The organism is Methanococcoides methylutens, assembly GCF_000765475.1.
Lineage (GTDB): Archaea > Halobacteriota > Methanosarcinia > Methanosarcinales > Methanosarcinaceae > Methanococcoides > Methanococcoides methylutens.
Genome location: NZ_JRHO01000009.1, coordinates 222,045 through 245,338 on the forward strand (window position 1 = coordinate 222,045; position 23,294 = coordinate 245,338).

17 protein-coding genes and 1 pseudogene are annotated in these 23,294 nt (G+C 37.8%); 12 read left to right on the top strand and 6 right to left on the bottom strand.

Annotated features, from left to right (window positions below; all coding sequences use genetic code 11):
• Nucleotides 1-2 precede the first annotated feature (2 nt).
• A complete protein-coding gene (locus LI82_RS03530; protein ID WP_048193561.1) occupies nucleotides 3-1,145 on the bottom strand; it encodes a 3-dehydroquinate synthase II in 1,143 nt (380 codons plus the stop codon).
• 22 nt (nucleotides 1,146-1,167) lie between these two features.
• Nucleotides 1,168-1,965, bottom strand: coding sequence for a 2-amino-3,7-dideoxy-D-threo-hept-6-ulosonate synthase (locus LI82_RS03535; protein WP_048193562.1), 798 nt, complete (start codon nucleotides 1,963-1,965; stop codon nucleotides 1,168-1,170).
• A 171-nt stretch (nucleotides 1,966-2,136) separates the two neighbouring features.
• Here LI82_RS03535 and LI82_RS03540 point away from each other — a divergent pair, with 171 nt between their 5' ends.
• Nucleotides 2,137-2,706, top strand: coding sequence for a GMP synthase subunit A (locus LI82_RS03540; protein ID WP_048193563.1), 570 nt, complete (start codon nucleotides 2,137-2,139; stop codon nucleotides 2,704-2,706).
• Nucleotides 2,707-2,768: 62 nt separating this feature from the next.
• Here the strand turns inward: LI82_RS03540 and LI82_RS03545 are convergent, their stop codons facing one another.
• Nucleotides 2,769-3,605: a TIM barrel protein gene (locus tag LI82_RS03545; RefSeq protein WP_048193564.1), complete on the bottom strand. Its 837-nt coding sequence runs from the start codon at nucleotides 3,603-3,605 to the stop codon at nucleotides 2,769-2,771.
• Nucleotides 3,602-3,934, bottom strand: coding sequence for a hypothetical protein (locus LI82_RS03550; RefSeq protein ID WP_048193565.1), 333 nt, complete (start codon nucleotides 3,932-3,934; stop codon nucleotides 3,602-3,604). Before LI82_RS03550 ends, LI82_RS03545 begins: the two co-directional genes overlap by 4 nt.
• 370 nt (nucleotides 3,935-4,304) lie before the next feature.
• On the opposite strand from LI82_RS03550, the gene LI82_RS03555 reads away from it, so the two are divergent.
• Complete coding sequence (locus LI82_RS03555; RefSeq protein WP_048193566.1) at nucleotides 4,305-5,846, top strand: glycosyltransferase family 2 protein; 1,542 nt, start codon at nucleotides 4,305-4,307, stop codon at nucleotides 5,844-5,846.
• A gap of 34 nt (nucleotides 5,847-5,880) precedes the next feature.
• Here the strand turns inward: LI82_RS03555 and LI82_RS03560 are convergent, their stop codons facing one another.
• Nucleotides 5,881-6,387 carry a metal-dependent hydrolase gene (locus LI82_RS03560; RefSeq protein WP_048193567.1) on the bottom strand — a complete coding sequence of 169 codons (507 nt, stop codon included), beginning with the start codon at nucleotides 6,385-6,387 and terminating at the stop codon, nucleotides 5,881-5,883.
• Between the two features lie 72 nt (nucleotides 6,388-6,459).
• On the opposite strand from LI82_RS03560, the gene LI82_RS12685 reads away from it, so the two are divergent.
• From LI82_RS12685 to LI82_RS03610, 9 genes are all read left to right on the top strand, one after another.
• Nucleotides 6,460-8,145 carry a polysaccharide deacetylase family protein gene (locus LI82_RS12685; RefSeq protein WP_081955718.1) on the top strand — a complete coding sequence of 562 codons (1,686 nt, stop codon included), beginning with the start codon at nucleotides 6,460-6,462 and terminating at the stop codon, nucleotides 8,143-8,145.
• 4 nt (nucleotides 8,146-8,149) lie between these two features.
• A complete protein-coding gene (locus LI82_RS03575) occupies nucleotides 8,150-9,181 on the top strand; it encodes a GNAT family N-acetyltransferase (protein ID WP_048193568.1) in 1,032 nt (343 codons plus the stop codon).
• Nucleotides 9,182-9,311: 130 nt separating this feature from the next.
• Nucleotides 9,312-10,496, top strand: a complete 1,185-nt coding sequence (locus tag LI82_RS03580) for a DegT/DnrJ/EryC1/StrS family aminotransferase (RefSeq protein WP_048193569.1) — start codon at nucleotides 9,312-9,314, stop codon at nucleotides 10,494-10,496.
• Between the two features lie 65 nt (nucleotides 10,497-10,561).
• Nucleotides 10,562-11,599 carry a DUF354 domain-containing protein gene (locus tag LI82_RS03585; protein ID WP_048193570.1) on the top strand — a complete coding sequence of 346 codons (1,038 nt, stop codon included), beginning with the start codon at nucleotides 10,562-10,564 and terminating at the stop codon, nucleotides 11,597-11,599.
• A 190-nt stretch (nucleotides 11,600-11,789) separates the two neighbouring features.
• Nucleotides 11,790-12,845, top strand: a complete 1,056-nt coding sequence (locus tag LI82_RS03590) for a lipid II:glycine glycyltransferase FemX (protein ID WP_201770292.1) — start codon at nucleotides 11,790-11,792, stop codon at nucleotides 12,843-12,845.
• A 4-nt stretch (nucleotides 12,846-12,849) separates the two neighbouring features.
• On the top strand, nucleotides 12,850-13,890 hold the full coding sequence (locus tag LI82_RS03595; protein WP_048193843.1) for a DUF354 domain-containing protein: 1,041 nt from the start codon (nucleotides 12,850-12,852) through the stop codon (nucleotides 13,888-13,890).
• A gap of 375 nt (nucleotides 13,891-14,265) precedes the next feature.
• Nucleotides 14,266-15,522, top strand: coding sequence for a NosD domain-containing protein (locus tag LI82_RS03600; RefSeq protein WP_048193571.1), 1,257 nt, complete (start codon nucleotides 14,266-14,268; stop codon nucleotides 15,520-15,522).
• 228 nt (nucleotides 15,523-15,750) lie between these two features.
• A complete protein-coding gene (locus LI82_RS03605; RefSeq protein WP_048193572.1) occupies nucleotides 15,751-17,022 on the top strand; it encodes a flippase in 1,272 nt (423 codons plus the stop codon).
• 58 nt (nucleotides 17,023-17,080) lie between these two features.
• Nucleotides 17,081-18,976 (top strand): hypothetical protein, encoded by a 1,896-nt coding sequence (locus tag LI82_RS03610; RefSeq protein WP_048193573.1) that lies wholly within the window; start codon nucleotides 17,081-17,083, stop codon nucleotides 18,974-18,976.
• Nucleotides 18,977-19,030: 54 nt separating this feature from the next.
• Here the strand turns inward: LI82_RS03610 and LI82_RS12690 are convergent.
• Nucleotides 19,031-19,392 (bottom strand): annotated as a pseudogene (locus LI82_RS12690) (transposase); the annotation flags it as partial.
• Between the two features lie 483 nt (nucleotides 19,393-19,875).
• Here LI82_RS12690 and LI82_RS12380 point away from each other — a divergent pair.
• Nucleotides 19,876-23,259 (top strand): sugar-binding protein, encoded by a 3,384-nt coding sequence (locus LI82_RS12380; protein ID WP_052402702.1) that lies wholly within the window; start codon nucleotides 19,876-19,878, stop codon nucleotides 23,257-23,259.
• Nucleotides 23,260-23,294: the final 35 nt, after the last annotated feature.

A 23,294-nucleotide genomic window follows, 5' to 3' on the forward strand; every position in this document is an offset into this window, starting at 1 on the left:
TCTCATTTCTCGATGATGGTCTCTTCAACCTTCATGCCGAAGTGGCGTGCTCCTCCCTCGTAGTTTACCATTACTTCATCTCCGGGCTTAAGCTCGGCAATGGAGATAGGTTCACCGTTTGTGTCTACGAGTTTGATGGTTTCGGCATTCTGGAGTATGTTCTTAATTATGTTGCCATCTACCTCTGCTTCAACAAGCATAAGCGGGCGTCTTTCGATCTTGACCCTGCCGACGATGCCTGCACGCTGGTTGCCCTTTGCATCAACGATAGTGACATCATCACCGGATTTGAGTTCTGAGAGGTATCTGGTCTTGTCGCCGACCTTCACGTATGCATGCACTGCTCCTGCGTTTACCCTGAAAGGCCTGGATGCCACGTACGGGCTTTCCTCGGATTCGGAGTGGACAAGGAACATACCGCTTGCCTGGGAACCTACGAGCATTCCCTCACCGCGTGTCATCATGTTGCATGTATCGACACAAACGCGGTCACCCATTCCAACAGGTTCGACCTTTGTGACTTTTGCAGCGACGAGTTCCAGTGCTTCCACACCTGAGCTCTCGGCTACTGTAACAGTGGCCTTGATGGCATTGGGATCTTCACTGTCAAGCAGGACACCTTCTGAACCATGCTCCATGGTCTCAAGGGCGAGCTTTGCTTCATCAGCATCCCGGACACCGGCAATGATCTGCACATTGCTGTCCTGGAGGCCTGCGATAAGGTTCTCAAGAGGAATAACCTTCCAGTCGGTACCGACGATGATTAGGAAATCGCATTCCTTCCCGATCTGTGCTGCAAATTCCTCGTATGCCTTGTTCTGTATGACTACATATGCGCCTACGGTGAGGCCTTTTTCCTTTAAGCGGATGGCTGTGCTCATGTCAAGGGATCCGATGGGGTCAGGGGACAGAGGTCTTGTACCATCGCCTTCTCCTCCTTTTCCGACGACCACAACGTCAGCGCCTGACTTATCGTCATTAGCAAAAGCAGCAACCTTTATGTCGCCAAGTTCTCTCACTTTTTCGACTTCACCAGCGTTTACCAGAACGTAGTTAGCACCGGATTCCAGTCCGGTGGTTATCCTGTCCTTGTGATCTTCCCAGTCACCTTTATCGGCTTTGATCCAAATTGTTTTGTCTTTCATATGTATACGCCATTTGCCGTCATCATTTAAGTGTTTGTAGTGCTTCCTCGACACTGCGGCCTTTGTGGACGATCTGTGTGATGGCCTGTGTCATCTTTATAGGGTCAGGGTGCTGGAATACATTCCTGCCGATAGCAACTCCTCTTGCTCCTGATTCCATGGCGCCGTTGATCATTTCCAGGAACTGCTCGTCGGTCTCTGTCTTTGGTCCACCTGCGATCACAACAGGTACCGGACATCCCTTTACAACATCCTTGAAGCTGTCAACATCTCCGGTGTAGACAGTCTTGATAATATCTGCACCAAGTTCTGCGCCGACCCTGGCAGCGTGTGCGACCATTTCCGGATCGTGTGGGTCTGTGACCTTCTTGCCTCTTGGGTACATCATGGAAAGGAGTGGGATTCCCCATTTATCACACTGTTCTGCGACGTATCCGAGCTTCTTGAGCTGGTCTGATTCTGTTTCTGAACCGACGTTCACATGGATGGATACTGCATCTGCGCCCATTTTCATGGCTTCCTCGACCTTGCATACAAGCACCTTGTCGTTGGGGTCAGGTCCGAGGGATGTTGATGCGCTCATGTGGACAATAAGTCCGACGTCATGACCGTATCCGCGATGGCCGTGGTAGATCATTCCTTTCTGCATAAGAACTGCATCTGCACCGCCTTCAGCGACCTTGTTGATGGAGTCTGCAATGTCTATTACTCCCCTAATGGGTCCGTCAGAGATCCCATGGTCCATTGGTATGATGACCATATTTCTGCTTTCCCTGTGCATGATCCTTTCAATTCGAATCCTTTTACCTATTTCAGCCATTTTATCACTCTCTTATTGTCGTTATTTGTCAAATCGTGTTAGTATGTGACATAGTAGCACAAACAACTATTTAAACCTTGTTATTTTCTCCCTTTCTTAAAATCTGGAATAGTCTTATATATAGATTCATCATTACTGGCAATATCGACTCAACCCGGTGTGATTTTCATCATGAGAGAGTTAAAGATCCTTGTTATCAATAATTATGGCCAGTTCTGTCACCTTATTCACAGAACCGTACGCGATCTCGACATGGAGACGAAGATCGTAGCGAACACGACCTCTGTGGAAGATATCCTTGAGGAAGAGCCGGACGGCATCATCTTAAGCGGTGGTCCTTCAATGGACCGTGTCGGTCTTTGTCAGGAATATGTTGAGAGTATCGACAGACCTATCCTGGGCATCTGCCTGGGACACCAGCTTATAGCCAGGACCTTCGGTGGCCAGACCGGTTCAGGTGAGTACGGCGGCTATGCGGAGATCGATGTAGAAGTCCTGGAAGAGGACGACATCCTTAAAGGGCTTGGCCCGAGAACATCCGTATGGGCTTCCCATGCTGATGAGGTCACTGTCCTTCCTGAAGGGTTCCTGCACCTTGCACGCTCGGACGTGTGTGAGATCGAGGCAATGCGCCACCCTGAAAGGCCGATCTACGGAGTGCAATGGCATCCTGAAGTTGCTCACACCGATAAAGGCGAAGAGCTTTTCATGAACTTCTTTGAGGTTTGTGAGAACTATTGAATTCTGAACTCTTGCCTTATCGCAAAGCAGGGGCTAAATCTCTCTTTCCTTTCAATTCTTTTTTACATTTCAGCATTCCTGAATGTATTCTGGAGTAGCAAAGCATCCTCCTCCAGATTCGGACTCTCGCATATCACAAGCCCCTTCACATTAAATTCCCGGAATGCTGCCATAAGGTCAGTATAATTGTAATCTGATTCCCGGAGTACCAAGTGGTTCTTTTCTCCCTTATCCCCGTACGCGATGCCGGAAATGTGGCAGTGCATGTCCTCAAGCCCTTCTCTGCCAAGGTATTCCTCCACCTTCCCGAGCACGTCCCGGAACTCCTCAAACGTATTGAACTCTCCACTGCTTCGTGCGTGCAGATGTGAGAAATCGATACAGGGCATGACTCCCTCGATGGCTGAAGCCATCATCAGTGTTTCCTCCAGATCGCCGAACTGTGTCGGTTTGCCGGTGGTCTCCGGGCGAAGCACAGCGTCGATGCCCTCGTCCTTAAGCCGTGATGCTAACTTTCCAAGCAGCCCGTTGACCCTTTCCATTACCACTTCACTGTCTTGCTTGTGGTAGTAGGCAGGATGGAATACAATGGATGATGCGCCGCAGAGTGCACCGATGCGGGCTGATTGGTAGATGCGCTCGATACTGGCATCGATCTTCTCCTCCTCCGCGGAGTTGAGATTGATATAATAGGGTGCGTGGACGCTGAGTGCCACACTCTCTTCTTCAGCCGTTGCCCTTACCCTTTCTGCCATACTTTCCTTCATACGCACCCCGCGCACGAATTCCAGTTCCATGCACCCCAAGCCAAGCTCACGGATGCGCTGAATTCCTTCGACGCTGCCCCTCTTCTTTGTACTGATCGGGGTACCTGCCGTTCCGAAGAGCAGCTCTTTCATAAGATCCCCAGTTTGATTCGAAGCTCCTTTTCCCGCTCCTCAGAGACCTTCTCTCTCACCATGTCAAAGAATGAATCCACATCATCTTCATCAAGGGATCGGATGTCTTCCTTGCCCTCCATTGCAAGCCCTGCAAGGTATTCCGCTTCCTCAGGGTCCAGCCTCTCCAACCTCTCCCTGAAGTCATCAGCATCCTCTGCGATCTTGTGAGATATCGGTCGGAGTATGAACGGATATGGGTGTCCCATTTCGGACATATGCGTCCCGCCGTTTTCCGGTGCAAGCTTGTTGAAGATCTTCTTATCCATTTCTGAAAATTCTCGTCCCATGATGTTTGATTATGTGGGGGGTGGTATAAAATTATGTCTTCTTAGGGCGTGTATTTGTGGATGCATGGATGCAATATCTAAAAGTTCACAAAAAAGATATTAAGTTAATTGCTGTGTATACGAACTTTATTACTTGGAGATTTGCTTCCGCTTTTTTTGTATTTCTGCTTATGTGCATATGCATACTTCTAACAGGATCTGTTTATTCATAATTGATAGTTTGATGCTGTCTATTTTTGTATTTTTACTAACCGTTCAGTTCTGTTAACTTACTCGTTTATATAATATCATTTATTAATATTTACTTTGGGAGGTAGTGGGTTATGTGCATCTTTGCACTTAATACTAAAATTGAATATGGGGTGTGCCAATGAATGTTGTGGCAGCCATTCCTGCATACAATGAAGAGGTTAACATCAAGCACCTCATTAAAAGAACGAAGCTCTATGTGGATAAGATCATTCTTGTTGATGACGGGAGTAGCGATGCGACAGCCTATATTGCTAAGAACATGGGTGTGCAGGTGATCAGGCACGGTGATAATCTTGGCAAGTCTGCGGCATTGGCAACAGCTTTTGAAGAAGCGAAAAAACTAAACCCCTCTGTGCTTGTGACTATCTATGCGAATGGTTTTCACAATCCTGATGATATCCCTTCAATATTGAATCCTGTGCTTTCTGGGGATGCGGATGTTGTGAATGGTGCTTATGTCACTTCATCGGGCATTGGCTTTGACACTGCTTTCGAGTATGCGAAGGCTACAGACAAGAACAAGTTTTTCATGAGCAGTGGTTTCCGTGCGTATTCTTCAAAAACACTCGATGTTTTCAATTTCACAAAGGGTGATGATGCTATTGAGGTGGAGTTAATAGATGATGCTGTCAAGTCCGGTTTTAAAGTGCGTGAGGTGCCCATCAAGATAATCGATCCGGTCAAGAGAGAACTGCTGGCGAGCAAACGCATAGGTGTGGTAGTTCCTGCGTATAATGAGGAGAAGCTTTTAAAAGCTACTGTTGATGGCATTCCCCATTACGTCGACCGGATCTATGTGATAAATGATGCGAGCACTGATAATACTGCAAAGGTCATTGAGGCATTGAATGACCCCAGGATATTCGTTATAACCCACGAGATCAACAAAGGTGTGGGTGCTGCAATTGTCAATGGCTACAAGCAGGCACTGAAAGAAGAGGTGGATGTCGTTGCGGTAATGGCAGGGGATAACCAGATGAATCCTGCCCAGCTTCCAAAGCTGCTTATACCCATTATCGAGGGTAGGGCTGATTATACTAAAGGCAACCGCCTGTTCAGTGAGGAGTACCGCGGGGGCATGAGCGGATTGCGCCTGTTTGGCAACTCGATTTTAACTTTCATCACAAAGATCGGAAGCGGATACTGGAATATCATGGATCCTCAGAATGGCTATACTGCCATCTCAAAGGAAGCACTGGCAGAGATCGGTTTGGATGAGATCTACACGTACTACGGCTACTGTAACCATATTCTTGTAAGGTTGAATGCATTTGGTTTCCGGACCCTTGATGTGGTCATGCCTGCCAGATACGGAAAAGAGAAGTCGACGATCAAGTACGGTCCGTACATCGGCAAGGTGTCGCTCATGCTGTTCAAGAAGTTCCTCTGGAGGTTGAAGATGAAGTACATGATACTCAACTTCCATCCACTCGTCTTGTTCTACATACTCTCCATGTTCCTCCTTCCTGTAGGTGTGCTGCTCGGTATGGCAATACTCATAGCCTGGCTAATGCAGTGGTCAGTATCTTCAAATCTTCCAATACTTGATGCTTTTATACTTGTTTCAGGTACTCAGTTCCTGCTTTTCGCAATGCTTTTCGATATGCAGGAGTCAGATAAAGATATGAGAGGCGAGAACCGGTTGTATGGCGATTATTGACAATGAATTCAGCTGTAGGGCTAAATTGATTCGTTCAGTTCCTGTGCTTGTACACAATGAACAGGACAATTAACAGGCCAATAACTTCAGAAATCAGGCCAAAAGAAAAGTCAGGACTGTAAACATGTTTCACGATGTTCATGAAATATTCCAGAAAGCTCCCATAAGAGTTTCCCTGAGCAAATTCCCACCCAAAGACCGGCCAGAAGAATGTCTGTGGAGTCATCCACATCCGGTCTTCCAGCAGATGCAGGAAACTGGCTCCGGCCACAAGCAGGATTCGGGAATCTCCTCGCTGCCTGAAATAAACATATCCGGCAATCAGGATTACAATAACAAAAACAAGAGTGTGTGCAAAAATCCTTCCACTTGCAAAAATATCTTCAAAAAAGATCCTGCCTACGGGCTTGTCTATAAGGTCCGGTAGCAGGGCTCCCAATGCAATGAAGCGGTAATTAAGATGACGTTTGAGAGAAGGAATAGCAAGGCTTGCAAGGAAGAATACGGCGAGAGTTATTCCAATATGGCCAAGGATAAACATTGTGATTTTAGTAGGATTTATACATTTAAAAAACTTTACTTTAATAAAAGACTGTTGTGGGGGTAATTTCTGATGCTTAATATCGATGATTGCGATTTTACGATCAACAAGTTTCGGCTTCTCTGTGAGGCAATAGTTTCAACGTATCCAACGATTACAATGGCAGAATACATGAGTAATAAGCATCCTGCTAGGTTTATACTGATGCGTCATGATGTTGACCGGATGCCGGGAAATGCACTGAAAACTGCACTTATCGAGCATGAATTTGGCATCAAGGCAACATACTATTTCAGATCGATCAAAAGTGTTTTCAAGCCTAGGATAATGAAACAGATACAGGATATGGGTCATGAGATCGGTTATCACTATGAGACATTAAGTGAGGCAAATGGCGACCCGGCTAAAGGAATTGAAATATTCCAATCCCATCTTGACGATTTCAGAAATATCGCCGATGTTAGAACCATTTGCATGCATGGAAGTCCTTTGTCAAGATATGATAATCGTGATCTATGGAAATTCTATAATTTTGAGGATTTTGGAATTCTCGGTGAAGCATATTTGTCGATTGAAGATGACCTTAATTATTTTACAGATACAGGAAGGACCTGGCTTTTTGGCAGTGGTATAAGAGACTATATTCCCGGAAAAAAAGAACATCTTATCGCCAATACAACCGATGACCTTATTGAATTAATAAAAATGAATAAATTCGATAATTTTTACATTGTTGCACATCCGGAAAGATGGTCTTCAGGTGTTATTGAATGGAGTCTATATTATTCAATGGATATATTATTTAATATTGGGAAAAAAGTTTTGATGGGATTTGGTGATGCGGATCTTCACATGGATGAGAGGAACAATCGTAGTATATCAATTACAGTAGACATTGAAGACTGGTATCATATCCCTTCTGTTTGCGGATCTGATTTTTCTGTTTACAAAAATGTAGATGATTTCTTTGAAAGGTGGGGGAAAAGGTACGATTATTTAAGTGAACCAACAAAAAAAATACTGGATCTTCTTGATGAATTTAATGTAACCGCCACATTTTTTGTTGTTGCAGATGTTGCAGAACATTACCCTGGTTTAATTGAATCAATTTCCGAAAGGGGTCATGAGATTGGATGCCATGGAGCTCATCATTCATGCAAGATCAATCCTAAGACAAAAGAACCTCTGATGACCATTAAGGAATTTGAGGATGAAACATTGGAGGCAAAGCAAACACTTGAAAAAGTATCTGGTAAAAAAGTAATTGGATACCGTGCACCAAATGCCGTAGTTACAGGGGAAATGCTTGATTCACTTGAAAGAATTGGATTCAAGTACGATTCGTCAGTCTCTGTAAATTCCCTTTATAATAAAACAGATTCTTCTTTGAGGGGTGTCTCGTCTGTACCTTACCATCCAGCTCCATGTAGTCTAGAGCCTGGTGGAAACAGAACTTTCGTTGAATTCCCATGGTCTTATTATGATATAGGGGCAAAGATTCCAACATCAGGCGGTCCTATGCTAAGGTTTTTGGGTAGCCAGGTCATCCTGAAAGGACTAAAACAGAGTTTGAATAGAGGACATACAATATTTTATTTCCACCCGATCGATATTTCTAATGAAAAATTCCCAGATGTAGGGAGGGGAAGACCATTCTATTGGGCAGTAAAAGGGGATATTGTTGAAAAAAGGATTCGCCACGTGTTGAAAAATTTAGAACATATTGATAAAATTCCCCTGAAAGACTTAGTGAGGTAATTGTATGGATTTTGAGATAAAACAATTGAAACTAAAAGATGAAATGAGGTGGGATGATTTTGTCATGAAAAATGGCAGCACTACTTTTTATCATCAAACTGGATGGAAAAACGCCATCCAAGATACCTATAATCATAAACCATATTATTTATTTGCTGAAAATGAAGTGGGGGAAATAGCTGGTATTTTTCCACTGTTCTATACAAACAATCTATTTTTTGGGAAACGCTTTGTATCTGTTGCATTTGCTCCTTATGGCGGAGTTTGTGCTGATAATGAAATTATTGAGAAAAGATTAATTGATGAAGCAATTGATTTAGGGAACAAGTTGAATGTGGATTATTGCGAATTTCGATGCTTGGATGAAAACAATACTCATGAAAATATGAGTTGTTCAAAAAACTGTTCTACTTTTATTTTAGACATTTCAAAAGGACATGAATGCATCTGGAATAATATGAACAGAAATGTCAGAAATAGAATAAGAAAAGGGCTAAAAAGCAATTTAAATTATGAAATGGATTCCAGCTTGAATTCATTATCCACATTCTATGATTTGTATGCCAGAAGTATGAAGCGTTTGGGTACGCCGCCTCATGATATCAATCTTTTTAGAAATATTCATAAGCAATTTCCTGACAACGTCTTTATTTCAAAAGCAGATCTAGGTGATATTCCAGTATCTTCTTTTTATTTAATAACGTTTAAAAATACATTGATTACTGCATGGGGTGCATCTTTGTCTGCATATTTTAAACTTGCACCTAATGATTTCATGTACTGGAATTGCGTTAAGTATGCATCTGAAAACAATTTTCGATGTGTTGATTTTGGTAGAAGTCTGAATAATTCCGGTAATGAGGTATTTAAAACCCGATGGGGTTGTGATGTCATTCCATTGAGCTGTTATTGTTATCCTCCATCAAAGATGATTTCACCACAAGACAAATATGGAAAATTGTCAAAATTTTGGACTAAATTACCCTTACCTCTGGTAAATAAAATTGGTCCGAAGGTTAGGGGTGTTGTGCCATGATTCATGATCTATGGAAGCTCCTTTGTTTGCAATTAATTGTAAAATCTGAATATTTCAATATCAAAAATTTGGATTAGTTGTATACTTTTCCTGTTTTTAATATCGAAAAAAGATCAATAGGAGTTATACTATGATACCAGTTTCCCAGGCACCTATTTATATTCGGGAGATTTTGAAGACAGTATTTGCTTATTCTACAAATTATTCAACTGAATCCAGAGATTTTCAAGATCAAATTTCCAATTATTTGGGGTGCAGGCATATAAATCTCACAAGTTCTGGATTTTCTGGTTTATACTCTATATTAAGGTCTTCCGATTTGAAAAAGGGTGATGAGGTAATTGTTCCTGCATATACGTGTGAAGATGTTCCAAGACTTGTTATTGAGATGGGTTACAAGGTTAAATTTGTTGATATTGAGCCTTGCACTTGTAATATGGACCCAATCGATCTCCATGATAAAATTTCAAAAGACACAAAGGTTGTGATTGCAGCCCATATGTTTGGTTATCCGTGTTCCATAGTTGATATTACAGAAACTTCCCATGATTATGGTGCTATTGTAGTTGAAGATTCCTGTCAATCAATGGGTGCCGAATACAATGGTAAGAAAGTAGGTACTTTTGGGGATGTCGGGTTATTCAGTCTGAATATGGGTAAACCCATCTCTACTATTCATGGTGGAATAATTTGTACTAATAATAAGGATTTTTCTGAAAAGATATCGGCAATTATTGCTACTTTTAATGACTGTAGCATAATGCAACAAATGAATACTTTTGCACATCTTATCGGATACTCATTTTGTAATAATCGCAATTTTTATTCACTAATTTATAAGTTGATTGGAGAAAAACATCCTAATTCGTATTTTGAGATTCAGGACTTAATGTATAAATTCACAGAATTTCAATCAATTTTGGGCATACAACAATTATCTAAGTTAGATACCTTTAACAATATAAGAATCAAAAATGCGAACTACTTAATGGATAATTTGAAGCCGTATGGGTTGTTTTTTCCAAAAATATCTAAGCAAACAAAACCTATTTTTTTACGTTTGCCAATTTATTTTGAAAATGTAAACCGGGCAAATAGAAATAAAATTATAACCATGTTTAAGCATTCGGGGATAGAAATCACTCCTTATTTATTAAGGGAGTCGCTTCCATTTTTATTTGCTGAAGGCTCTACAGACTATCCAAGGGCTGATAGAATGACAAGCAATACGTTAACAATTCCAACTCATCCTGGATTGACGAATGATAATCTTGATCAGATAATAGATTTATTGAATAATCGGGTTGACATATGAAATGTTCTTCAAAATTTAGGAGCATCTCTTTAAAGAACTAACTAATAATTAATGGGGGTTAATATATGAGAATTTTAGTTCAAATCGGCCATCCTGCACATGTACATTTTTTCAAAAATTTCATGTGGGAAGCTCAAAAAAGTGGTCATGAAATATATATAAGTGCAATCGATAAAGAAGTTACTCTGGATCTTTTAAGAAAATATAATTTTAGTTATGAGGTTTCTGAGAAAAAGAGAACTAATTTCTTTGGAAATGTAATTCAGTTAGTAAAAGGGGATTTGAAAACATACAAAATGCAAAGGCAACATAATGTAGATCTTATTATTGGAATCCCCAATGAATTTGGAGCACATGTTTCTAAAATAACAAAAGCAAAATCAATTGGTTTTACAGATACGGAGCATGCAAAATTATCAAATTTAATTACTTTTCCGTTTATAGATGTAATTTGTACTCCATCCTGTTACAAAAAAAATATTGGAAAGAAACAAATTCGATATAATGGTTATCATGAACTTGCATACTTGCATCCCAATTATTTCACTCCAAATCCAGAAGTTTTGGATGAGCTTGGATTGAACAAAGATCAACCATTTATAATTTTGCGTTTTGTCTCCTGGAATGCGAGTCATGATGTTGGACAACATGGTATAAATAACAAAATTAAATTTGTAAGGGAGCTTGAAAAATATTGTAAAGTATTAATTACTTCAGAAGGTGAGTTGGATGATGGGTTGGAGAAGTATCGCATAGAAACATCACCTGAGAAGTTACATGATTTGTTGTATTATGCAAGTCTGTATGTTGGAGATGGGGCAACAACGGCAGTTGAAAGTGCAATTCTTGGCACTCCTTCGATCTATGTTTCATCGCTTGTTGGTACAATGGGTAATTTTATAGAGCTCGAAAATAATTATGGTTTAATATTTAATTATAATGATCCTGATAAAGCTCTGGATAAAGCGGTTGATCTTATTCAAAAACCAAATCTAAAAGAAGATTGGAAACTGAAAAGAGAGCAATTATTGAAAGATAAAATTGATGTAACTGCATTTATGCTGGAATTAATAGAAAGTTATCCAAACTTCTCACAAGTTTAATTCAAAAATTAGGTAAATTGTATGATTCTATATGTAATGTTGAAAATGTAAAAGATTTAATCCATTAACTACAAAAGAAGATGAATGTAATGAAATCAGTATCTACTGTATGTCCTCATATCTAGTCGCATGAACCTCAAATGTTATTCATTGGATTTATTCACAATCACCGAATCTCTTATTTAATTCGGTGAAAATTGTTTTAACTGGGGGTAGGAAAATAACAACAATAGTAACGAATGTTGGGAAAGAAGAATGGGAATATTTTTTGGATAATTCTAATGCTGCTACCATATATCACACTCCTCAATGGAAAACATTTTTGGAAAAAACGTTCAATTATGAGTCAAATTATCTATTTGCAAAAGATGAAAATGACAATATCACTGGATTATTGCCTTTATTCTATGTTAAAAGCAAATTGACTGGTAATCGACTATGTTGTGTTCCTTTTTCTCATAGGTGTGGTATCCTTGGTGAAATTAATATTGTAAAATCTTTAATTGATGAAGCGATGAATTATTTTGAAAGCACAAATGCTCATTATTTTGAAATAAGGGATAGTGTTAGTTCTCCTCTTTTTGAGACGCAAAATTATTATTCAACTTATGTTTTAGATGTCTCTGATAATGTAGAAAACTTGTGGAAAAATTTATCTAGTAATGCTAGAAGGGCAACTAGAAAATCTGAGAAACTTGGTCTAATTGCTCATCAAACTGATGATCCTCATGCACTAAAATATTTCTACAAGCTAAACTCTATGACTAAAAAGGAGCTTGGAGTCCCCTGCCATCCGTGGAAATTTTTCAAAAATATGTTTGATATTTTGGGCAATAATGTATCTCTCTATGTTGTGGAATATAATGATGAAATAATTGCAGGTGGAATTAGGGAATATTATAAGGATACAATCATTGCAGGATATGCTGCATCTCACCCTGAATATAAACACATGAACCCCTATAATCTATTGAATTGGAAATCTATACAAGACGCATCAAATAATGGATATCAATACTATGATCTGGGGAGGGTCTCATATCAAAATGAAGGGTTGATGTTTTTTAAGTCTAGATGGGGGACAATTGAAAAAAAGCTCTACTATTCTTACTTTCCAAAAAATCCAAAATCTTTAACTGATAACAGAAGTGGTTTTCTTTACAATATTGGAACAAAAGGAATTAAAAAAATGCCGATGTCGTTATATGAACAGTTTAGTAACAACATTTTTTCAAAATTCGGGTGATTTTATGAAAATTATTGTAGAAATGGGTCATCCTGGCCACGTCCATCATTTCAAAAATATGATCTGGGATCTAGAAAAAAAGGGTCATAAGGTACAGATTTGTACGATGGATAAAGAGGTTACCTTGGATCTGTTAGATAAATATGGTTTTACTTATGAAGTTCTAGGTAAAAACAAATCTAGCGGAATTATACGTAAATTTCCTCTCCTTATTGGTGCGGAATTGAAAATGTACTTGATTTCCAAGAGGTTCAATCCAGATTTATTTATATGCAGGGGTTCTCCGATTTCGGCTCATATAAGTAGCATTTTCAGGAAACCATGCATTTCTTTCAATGATACTGAACATTCTTCATTAGTGGATTCCATAGTTTTCCCATTTTTAGATGTTGTACTGACTCCATCTTGCTTTATAAAAAATTTGGGCGGTAAGCAAATTCGTTACAACGGGTATCATGAACTTGCTTATTTGCACCCTTATAATTTTGGTCCCAACCCAGAAGTTCTCAATGAGCTAAACCTCCGAGAAGGAGATACATTTATTGTCCTCAGATTTGTCTCTTGGAATGCAACTCACGATGTAGGCCAGCACGGTGTTCAAAATAAAGGTCAATTTGTCAAAGAACTTGAAAAATATGGTCGTGTTCTGATTACTTCTGAAGAAGATATTGGTTTGGAATTTGAAAAGTATAAGATTAATGTGTCTCCTGATAAGTTGCATGATCTGCTATATTATGCTACCCTATGTGTTGGTGATGGTGGCACAACTGCAGTCGAAAGTGCAATTCTAGGAACTCCCTCGATTTATGTTTCATCTCTTGTTGGGACAATGGGTAATCTAATTGAACTCGAAGACAAATATGGATTATTATTAAATTTTAATGATTCTGATGAAGCTTTGGGTAAAGCAGTTGAGCTAATTCAAAAGCCAAATCTTAAAGAAGATTGGAAATTTAAAAGGAATCATTTGTTGAGAGAAAAAATAGATGTAAATGCATTCATGGTCGGTTTTGTAGAAAATTACTCTAATTATTTACATTTATGAATTCAAATGCTATATCAATTGATTCATTATTTGTAACATCCATTTTGTATGGCTATTATCATACCATATTTTTTTACTTATTGATTACTTTTACTTAAGAACAAGTACTCTTTTTTTGAAAATCGAAAATAAAAAAATGGATATTAATTTATAATATAGAAATCATACTTATATTCATAAGCTTAAAAGAAGTAAACTTATCTGGATCCTGACTTCATCATTTTTTAGTTCTTGTCATTTCTATGTGAACATTTAGGCAAAAGCATATATGATTATTGTTCATAAAGTAATTTGGTAACTATGCAACATATGATAAGTTCATAAAGGAATTTGGTAACTATGCAACATATGATAAGTTCATAAAGGAATTTGAAAATGCTCACACATAAAAGCGTAATTTATATGTTGGTATTTTTCTTAGTAATACTAGCTATAATCACTATTAATGAAGAGACCATTAATAGTGATCCTGTCGCCGATATTCATATATCTAAAATTAATGATATTGTGACAACAACTTATTGGAATGGAAATGTCATCTATAATGGTACAGATGATGTCGCAGCCATCGAAGCAGCTATTAATGAACTAAGTGATGGCGGTGTCATATTCTTTCAAAAAGGTGTTTATGATATAGATAGGACAGTTATTTTAAGATCGAATCTATCATTAATTGGGGATGAGGGAGTCGTATTTAATTGCTTTAATGGTGTGGCATTTTCGGTTTCAACCCTTGGATATTCTTCATCAACACTGCCACTGTCAATTGATGCAGATTCAGCGGATACAAGCATTAAATTATCAAGTACAACAGGTATAGATGTTGAAGACTATATAAAAATAGCAGATGATGTTCCTTCTATTCATCAGGGGCAGTATTATAAAAACGGAGAAATTGTCAAAATAATTGCTATTGATGGTAATACTCTCACAATAGATAGGCCTTTGTACAATGGTTATTCCACAGCAAACAATGCAATTATTAGAAAAATCATAATGTTTGAAAACATTAATTTTGAAAATATTGATTTTGTTGGTTATGGCATTGAGACAAATTCTATTTGTATTAGCTTATATGCTACTAAAAACTTTAAGATTTCTTCCTGCGAAATATCAAACTTTGGAACCCAGGCCATAAGGCTTTGGGATTGTTTGGATGTTGCTATAGAAAATAACGTTTTTAAAAATAACTTCAGAACAGGTATGGGATACAGTGTCAACCTGGTGAATGCATGTGATGGTATTACAATAATAAACAATTCGTTTTTAGAAAACGGACGACATTACATTGCTGCTGGTGCTGGTACAGGAGCCAGAATCTCCGACGGCATGTGTAGAAATGTTGATGTGATCAATAATAATTTTGAAGACTCTACGCAGGAAGCTATTAACACACACGCAACTACACAGGCCATGTTCAGAGTTGTTGATAATGAATTTTCTAACTGTGGTAAAGGCATTGAATTCACTAACAGTGATAGCGTTATTTCAAACAATTCTTTTACGAACTGCGGTATTGGAATTCATATCCGCGGCACAGGAAGTCACCTCATAGAAGTAAATTATTTTCAGGCAAATGATGTTGATTATGAAATAAGTGTTAGCTCTGAAATTAGTGGAGATTTGCATTGATTGCCCTGAAACGTTTTATTCGTTGTTCTATATATTAAGTGTGCGAACATAACTGGCCTTATATATAGTATGCTGCACAATAGTAACTGGGGAATGGTATTTAAGAGTCAAAATGCTGCCTGTCTCAATAAATGATGTTAATTATTCTGGACCTTCTTGCATAATTAAAATTAGGAAGGAGTATGTGGGTATTATTGTTGACAATCATATACGTTTTAGGGTAATTCTATGTTCAGTTTAAAACTAAGCAAGACCATGATGGATGTCCAATGGGCTTTTGTTAGTCTTGCAACGGCTTCCTTTGCACACCTTTTGCTTCGCATGGTACTTGGCAGAGAACTGGGTCCATCAGGGCTTGGAGTGTATACTCTGGTTTTTACTGTATACATGTTTGGTATGCAGTTTGCAGCATTTGGAATTGGTTCAGCGTTGACAAAGTATGTTGCCGAATTCAACGAGGACCTCTCAAAAAGAAATAAATTTATTTCATCCGGTATCGTTGGATCTTTAATATACGGGTCTTTAATGGGATTGTTGCTGTATCTTTTATCAGACACCATTGGTATAGGTTTTTTCCACAATCCCGATATTGTAGGTCTATTGAGAATTACTGCACTTTGCTTGCCTTTTATAGCCTTACAAAAAGCCGTTGTAGGTACTCTTAATGGTTTGAGAAGCATGAAATTATATGCTTTTGTAAACATTATTCAAAATGTTTCGGTGATGGTTGTTTCTATTGTTTTTGTGATACCACTGAACATGGCTGTTAAAGGTGCTGTAATTGGGTTTGTTTTGCCAACAATTGTAGTGGGTCTATTATCATTGATTATTGTCAGGACCTATTTTACAGCTGGATCAACAATCTTGGGAAAAGCCCTAAAAGAATTATCATGGTTTGGATTCTACATTGTTCTTGCAAACTCTGTAGGACTTCTTAACACAGAGATCGATAGTTTGCTGATAGGACATTATCTTAATGAGGTGGAAGTAGGTTATTATGCAGTTGCGGTAATCCTGGTTCAAGGGTTAAGTCTGATCCCAATGTCTGTTCATAGGATCACATATGCTGCAAGTGCAAATTACTATGTAAAGAATGATTATGAGAATTTATCCAATCTACTAAAAAATAGTTTTTTGAAAGTATTTTTAGTTACCATGCTTATATCTGCTGTATTGGTTTTGTTTGGTCAGTTCATAATCAGACTTTTGTTTGGAGAAGATTTTTTATTCGCCTACAAACCTCTGTTGGTTCTATTAATTGGTTACTCTCTATATTATCCTATTCATTCTATTACCAGTGTTCTTTCAGGAATGGGTAAGGTGACTTTGGTATTTAGGATAGCTTTACTATGTGGTTTGACTAATATCCTCCTCAATATTCTCCTAATCCCTGAATTTGGTATATTGGGAGCTGCAATTGCCACTTCAATTGGATTGATATTTGCAGCATTAGTTAGGGCACATTTTATATACAAATATACTAAAAGTATGTATGGTTGAAATCATTGAGTAATGGGGACAATGTTTTAATTTAATTCATGTAGGGGCTCTAGATTATATGTTAAACTCGATTGGAAGATTTAATGATAAATTTATGTTCACACATAGATTATTCCTTTACATATTGCCTTTTGTAGGGGTTACTGGAGTGGTAATTCCATTATTGTTTGGACAAAGTAATCTTTCACTTTTGGGTTCCTATCTTGCTATACCTTTGATATTAGCTCCTTTTATCTACGTTAAACAAAGTAAAAATGAAAACAACTTCACTTCATTAGATCCGAAAACTTTTAATTTATTCTTGAGTGCTTATTTCATTTGTCTTTTTATTTCAATAATTCTATTCTATACATTTGATGTGAGGCCACTTGTGTATTACTTTGTTATTTCTGTCATGGCCAGTTTAATTTTATTGGAAATTGTTCTGTTTGATATCTCTGAAAAAAAAGGAATTGTAATCATAATTCAGATGGTCATCTTAAGTTTGGACCTAATTTGGGGGGTGACCCTTAATTATAATTTTTTTATCGGGCGAACAGATCCAATGGGGCATGCATGGTTAATTCAAAATGCAATAGACAATGCTTATATAACTGATATATTTGCTGTTTATAAACCATTTCCTTTGTGGCATATTTTATGTGCATTTGTCCAAAATATCCTGGGGACGTCCTTATCGACTCAGAAGATTATGTTCTTCACTAATGGAATTATCTATTCATTTGTACCCATTATATCGTTCCTAATATGCCAAAAGATCTTTGATAATAAAAAAATCGCATTATTAGCAGCATTATTTGTCTTACTTAATCCTGATGTCATACTTTATGGAATGACATCAATTCCAAGAAGTGTTTCATCTTTCTTAGAGATTGTTCTAATATTCGTCTTGCTGTATTCTAATGATTCAAAAAAGAAATTAATAGCTATCATCTTAACTTTCTCGTTTATTATATATCATACTGCTTCAGTACCATATGTATTCCTTATATTGTTAGGTATCTATACTCTTTCCAGAATATATACCCAGGAAAATGATAAACTACCTTTTTCATATAACTTTATAATTTTGTATTTTGGAATGACATTATTTTATTGGATGTATTATGCACAGGGTTTATTTGAGGCATTAATAGGGAACATTGTAAGGCCAGCCCCAACAGGAATTTCAACAGCATCTGTATTTTTTACTCCGTTAAGTGAATTATTTAACTATCTCCAATATACGCCACTATTACTTTTTGTAATAATTGGATTTTTTGCAACTCTCCAATCAAAGAGGATCTGTACTTTAGGAAAAGTTTTCTGTTTCTTAGGCCTCTTGTCGGTATCAGTTAGTTTTCCTGGTCCAAGTTTGCTTTTCAACAGGCTTGCCGACAATCTTAATTTTGCAAGATTTGGACAATATAGCTTTTTGTTTATTGGATTAACTGGTGCAATAGGTTTTTATGAAATATTTAACAAGTCAAAAAAATATGGGAAGGTTATTCTGTTAATCCTTTTTATATCGATGGCATTTTTGTCAGTATCTAATGACTTTGTAGCTTCAGATAATCCTTTAGTCAAAAGGCCATTTTATACATTCTATTTAACAGATGAAGAAGAGACCTCTTTTGTATACATTGCTTCCGTTACTGAAGGATATGTGATGTCTGACTATGTGACCACTCGTTATCTTTCCTTTTCCAAATATGAAGATAAAGCTCATATTTTGGAGGTGGACAATAAAAGTATGAACATTTTAAGGAATGATTCTGATGATGTATTTTTAATTAGAAAACTGGAATTGGAAAAAAGGCCTTTGAGATTATATTCTTTATCGGGTGATGACTTTATATTAATGCCGTCATGGGGAAATGATTTAGAGTATTATTATCAGGATACTACTTTATGGAATGAGCTTCCAAAATATAACAAAATATATGATTCAAATAGTGTTATAGGATTTAACTGATCTGCTTTATATGAAAATTTAATTGCTTTTTGTTGTTAGATTTTTTAGCTCTCTTTAAGATCGTGTGGGTAAACTCAGTTTACCTGCCATCAAGAAATATCATTGTAGTCCTACACTTCTCAGTCTTTAATCCATATGATCTCTTAAAAGCATTCTTGTTCTTGTTGTTCAATCCTTCAACAACACCATTATGGATATTGTTTAATTGATTCAATTATCCCATGAGAATTCATTTTTATCATCTTAGCTAATGTGGTAATTTCCTTGATGTTGCTATGTATTCTCCAATAATGCCATTTATCGAAATACTTCCTTGCTACTTCTACATTTTTGATTTCCCACAGATGGTGAAGTCCAAGTTTGAATCTGTAAGCTTTCGCTGTTTTAGTATCCAATTTTGTAATCGATTGTATCCTAAATCCTTAATCAGCATCATTAATGATATTTATTAAAACCTTTTTCTGTATCTCACAATAATTCATTTTCAACCTCTTATCGAATATAGTCGTACTAATGTAAAAATTGGCTTGAAGATATGGTATTTTCATTAAATAAGGGTCGAATGATGTGAACTTGGATTGAATATCTGAGTAAATCCGAATTAAATGTATTATTTTATATTTTTATAAAATCAATGGATATTAATCGAATCCTTTATTTACAATGGGGGTAAACTATGACCAAATTCAATGACCTAATGTTGTCATTTTCATGTTCATGGATTTTATATACGTGGACATATAAATAAAAAAATATACGATTAATTATTCGGAAAATAAAGAAAACGCTATCATTCGTATGATTAATTCAAGTATGATATGACAAAACTATGTGCCCATAGAGGGGATTCAAAAATGCTATTGCGTAAAAGAATGATTAGTGTAGTACTATTTACATTAATGATATTAAGTATAGGGATTGCTACTGCAGAAGCTGGTTCATTTGATATTCAGATATCTAAAACCAATGAAATTGTAACTGTTTCAAATGCTTATGGAACGGTTATTTATAGTGGTACAGATGACGCCGATGCAATCGAGGCAGCGATCAAAGAACTAAATAATGGCGGAATTATACTCTTTAAAAAGGGTGTTTACGATATAGATCGTACCCTTCTTTTAAAATCTAATCTTTCATTGATTGGAGAGGAAGGAGTTGTGTTTGACTGCTTCAATGGTCTTGCATTCACTGTCTCAACAGGTGGATATTCTTCACTGACATCGACATTATCAAGTAACGTAGCTTCGGCGGATACAATCATTAAATTATCAAGCACAACAGGTCTCAATGTTGGAGACTATATTAAAATCTCAGATGATGTTCTCTCCGTACATCAGGACCAATATTATAAAAATGGAGAAATTATAAAAATAATTTCAATTGATGGTAATACTATCACTATTGATAGGCCCTTGTACGATGGTTATGCAACAGCAAACAATGCCATGATAAGGAAGATCTCAATGCTTGAAAACATCAATATTGAAAATATTGATTTTGTAGGCTATGGTATTGAGACGAATTCAGTTGGTATCAGCTTATATGCCACAAGAAATTTTCACATATCAGATTGTGAAGTATCAAATTTTGGAACACAGGCTATAAGGCTGTGGGATTGCTTAGATGCTGTTGTAGAGGACAATGTCTTCAAAAATAACTTCAAAACTGGTATGGGGTATAGTGTTAATCTTGTAAATGCATGCGATAATATCATGATAAGGAACAATTCATTCCTGGAAAATGGAAGGCATTACATTGCTGCAGGTGCTGGCACAAGTGGTTCAGCCTCATATGGTATGGTTAGGAACGTTGATGTGATTAACAATATTTTTAGAGATGCCACTCAGGAAGCCGTAAATACACACGCTACCACAAGAGCCGTTGTCACGGTTATTGGTAACGAGATCACTAATTGTGGAAAGGGTTTAGAATTTTCTAACAGTGATAGTATCGTAAGGGACAATACTATTACGGATTGTCTCTTTGGAGTCCACACGCTTGGTACTGGTACTCACCTTTTTGAGAATAACTATTTCCAGAGAAATACTGTTGCGATTGATTCCGGTGCTAGTTCTGTTATTAGGGGCAATACGTTTGATAATGGAGGTTATATCAGACCTCGATTTGACACTGTAATTGATAATAACAGGTTTGTGAATTATTCAGGATTAAGCATATATCTATCTTCTGCCGGAGAAAAAATGGTGATTACCAACAATATCTTTGAAGGAAGTGTGAGTAGCTTAATAAAATTAGTATATTGTACTGATATTTATCTGGCGAACAATGACTTGAATGGCTATGTTGAACTTGGAAAAAGTGATAATGTAAGAATAGCTAATAACCATATCTCTTCTTCAAGTTACGGCATACGTGTGTGGGATGCAGAAGGAACCTATACTATTTCATCTAATGAACTTGTAAGTGGGTCAAAAGGAGTCTCACTTGAGAATTTAGATGGCAGTCCTACAGCAAAACAAATTCTCATTTCACACAATGCCATTGATGCACCGGTGGAAGTGTATAATGGTGGCTATCCAAATGTCGTTATTGAAGAAGGCTCAATCACTTCTCCTGTAGGTCCAATCACTTCTCCTGAAGACCCAATCACTTCTCCTGAAGGCCCAATCACTTCTAATGCTCCTCTTTCCAATGCAGGTATTGACCAAGTGATTACCTCTGGTGAGATCGTTACCCTTGACGGTTCTGCATCAACAGACGATGTTGGCATTGCATCTTACGTATGGGACTTCGATTCTTCTGATGGTCTCCAGCAGGATGCTACTGGTGCTGTTGTACAGCACTCATATAGTTTAGCTGGGGTATATACGGCAACATTGACGGTGACAGATGGTGATGGTGAGATTGACTCGGACACTGTTCTTGTAACAGTGGAAGAACTTCCATTGGACACCAGCAACATAAAAATGGATGTCGTGCGTGGTACAGCTACGATTGATGGTGATCTGACTGACTGGCAATATATCTCTGGAGTTACAATACAAGGCGATTCCGGCAGAAGTTCTGAAGAAGACAATACTGCAACAGTGAAAGCAATGTATGATGACTCATATCTTTACGTTGTATATGATGTGACAGATACCAACCTCCAGTCAGATGGTCTGGCTGAGATGGATGGTCTTCATTTAGATGATAGTGTTGAGATCTATCTTGACACTTTGCACAACGCTGGGACTTCAATGCAGGCAGATGATTATCAATTCATCATAAACCTGAATGGTGTCGTTTTGGATGATGTGGGTACTGGTGGTGGAAAGGATTACAGTTACTCAAGCAATATTCTCTCCAGTGTGAATTTGCAGGGTACCAAGAACGATGCCATTACGGATACTGGCTACATCATCGAGGTTGCAATTCCATGGAGTGACGTCGGTGGAAAACCTTCCATCGATGTTATTGGTCTGTTCCTTGCAGTAAATGACCAGGATAATACCGATGCTGTATATCTCCTTAATTGGTGCGATCTGACCACCTCCTACGCTGTCCCTGATTTCTGGGGTAATGCAATCATTGCAGCTGCAAGCAACACAGCACCTGTTATGAACTCCATTAATGACATTTCTGTGAATGAAGGAAGCACTCTAAGCTTTATTGTCAGTGCCTCAGATGCTGAAGCTGACTCTCTCGCCTACTCAGTAAGCGGTCTTCCGGATGGTGCATCATTTGATGCTATCACAGGTGAATTCAGCTGGACCCCTTCCGAGTATCAGGTAGGTAGCTATGGTCTTGTCTTTGAAGTTAGTGATGGTGACCTCACTGATTCAGAATCCGTGACGATTAATGTTAATGCGGTAAACAATGATCCTCTGGTCAATAATCTTCCGGTTATTACGTCATTCTCTCCTGCTAATGATGCAGTTTTTGAGGATGGGGATGTTATCAACATCGAAGTAACCGCTTCCGATGCAGATGGGGATGAATTGTCCTATCTCCTGAAGATTAACGGTGCTACTGTCGGCACAACTTCCAGTTATGTATGGAATACTGATGGTGTTAAATCTGGAACTTATACTATCGAAGCTATTGTTAGCGATGGAAATGCTCAAGTAACTTCCCAAAACGTCGTCACTATCATCAAAATCCTCCCTCCCTGGGATGTGAATAAGGATGGTGTGGTGAACATTCTGGATGTTACTATAGTATCTCAGAACCTTGGCAATGACAAGCCGCATCCAAGCTGGGATGTGAATAATGATGGTGTAGTGAACATTCAGGATCTTACCATTGTAGCACATTACTTCGGTGAAATAATTCCACAGTGAGATGCATAACATGCATCTCTTTTTTCTTCTTTTAT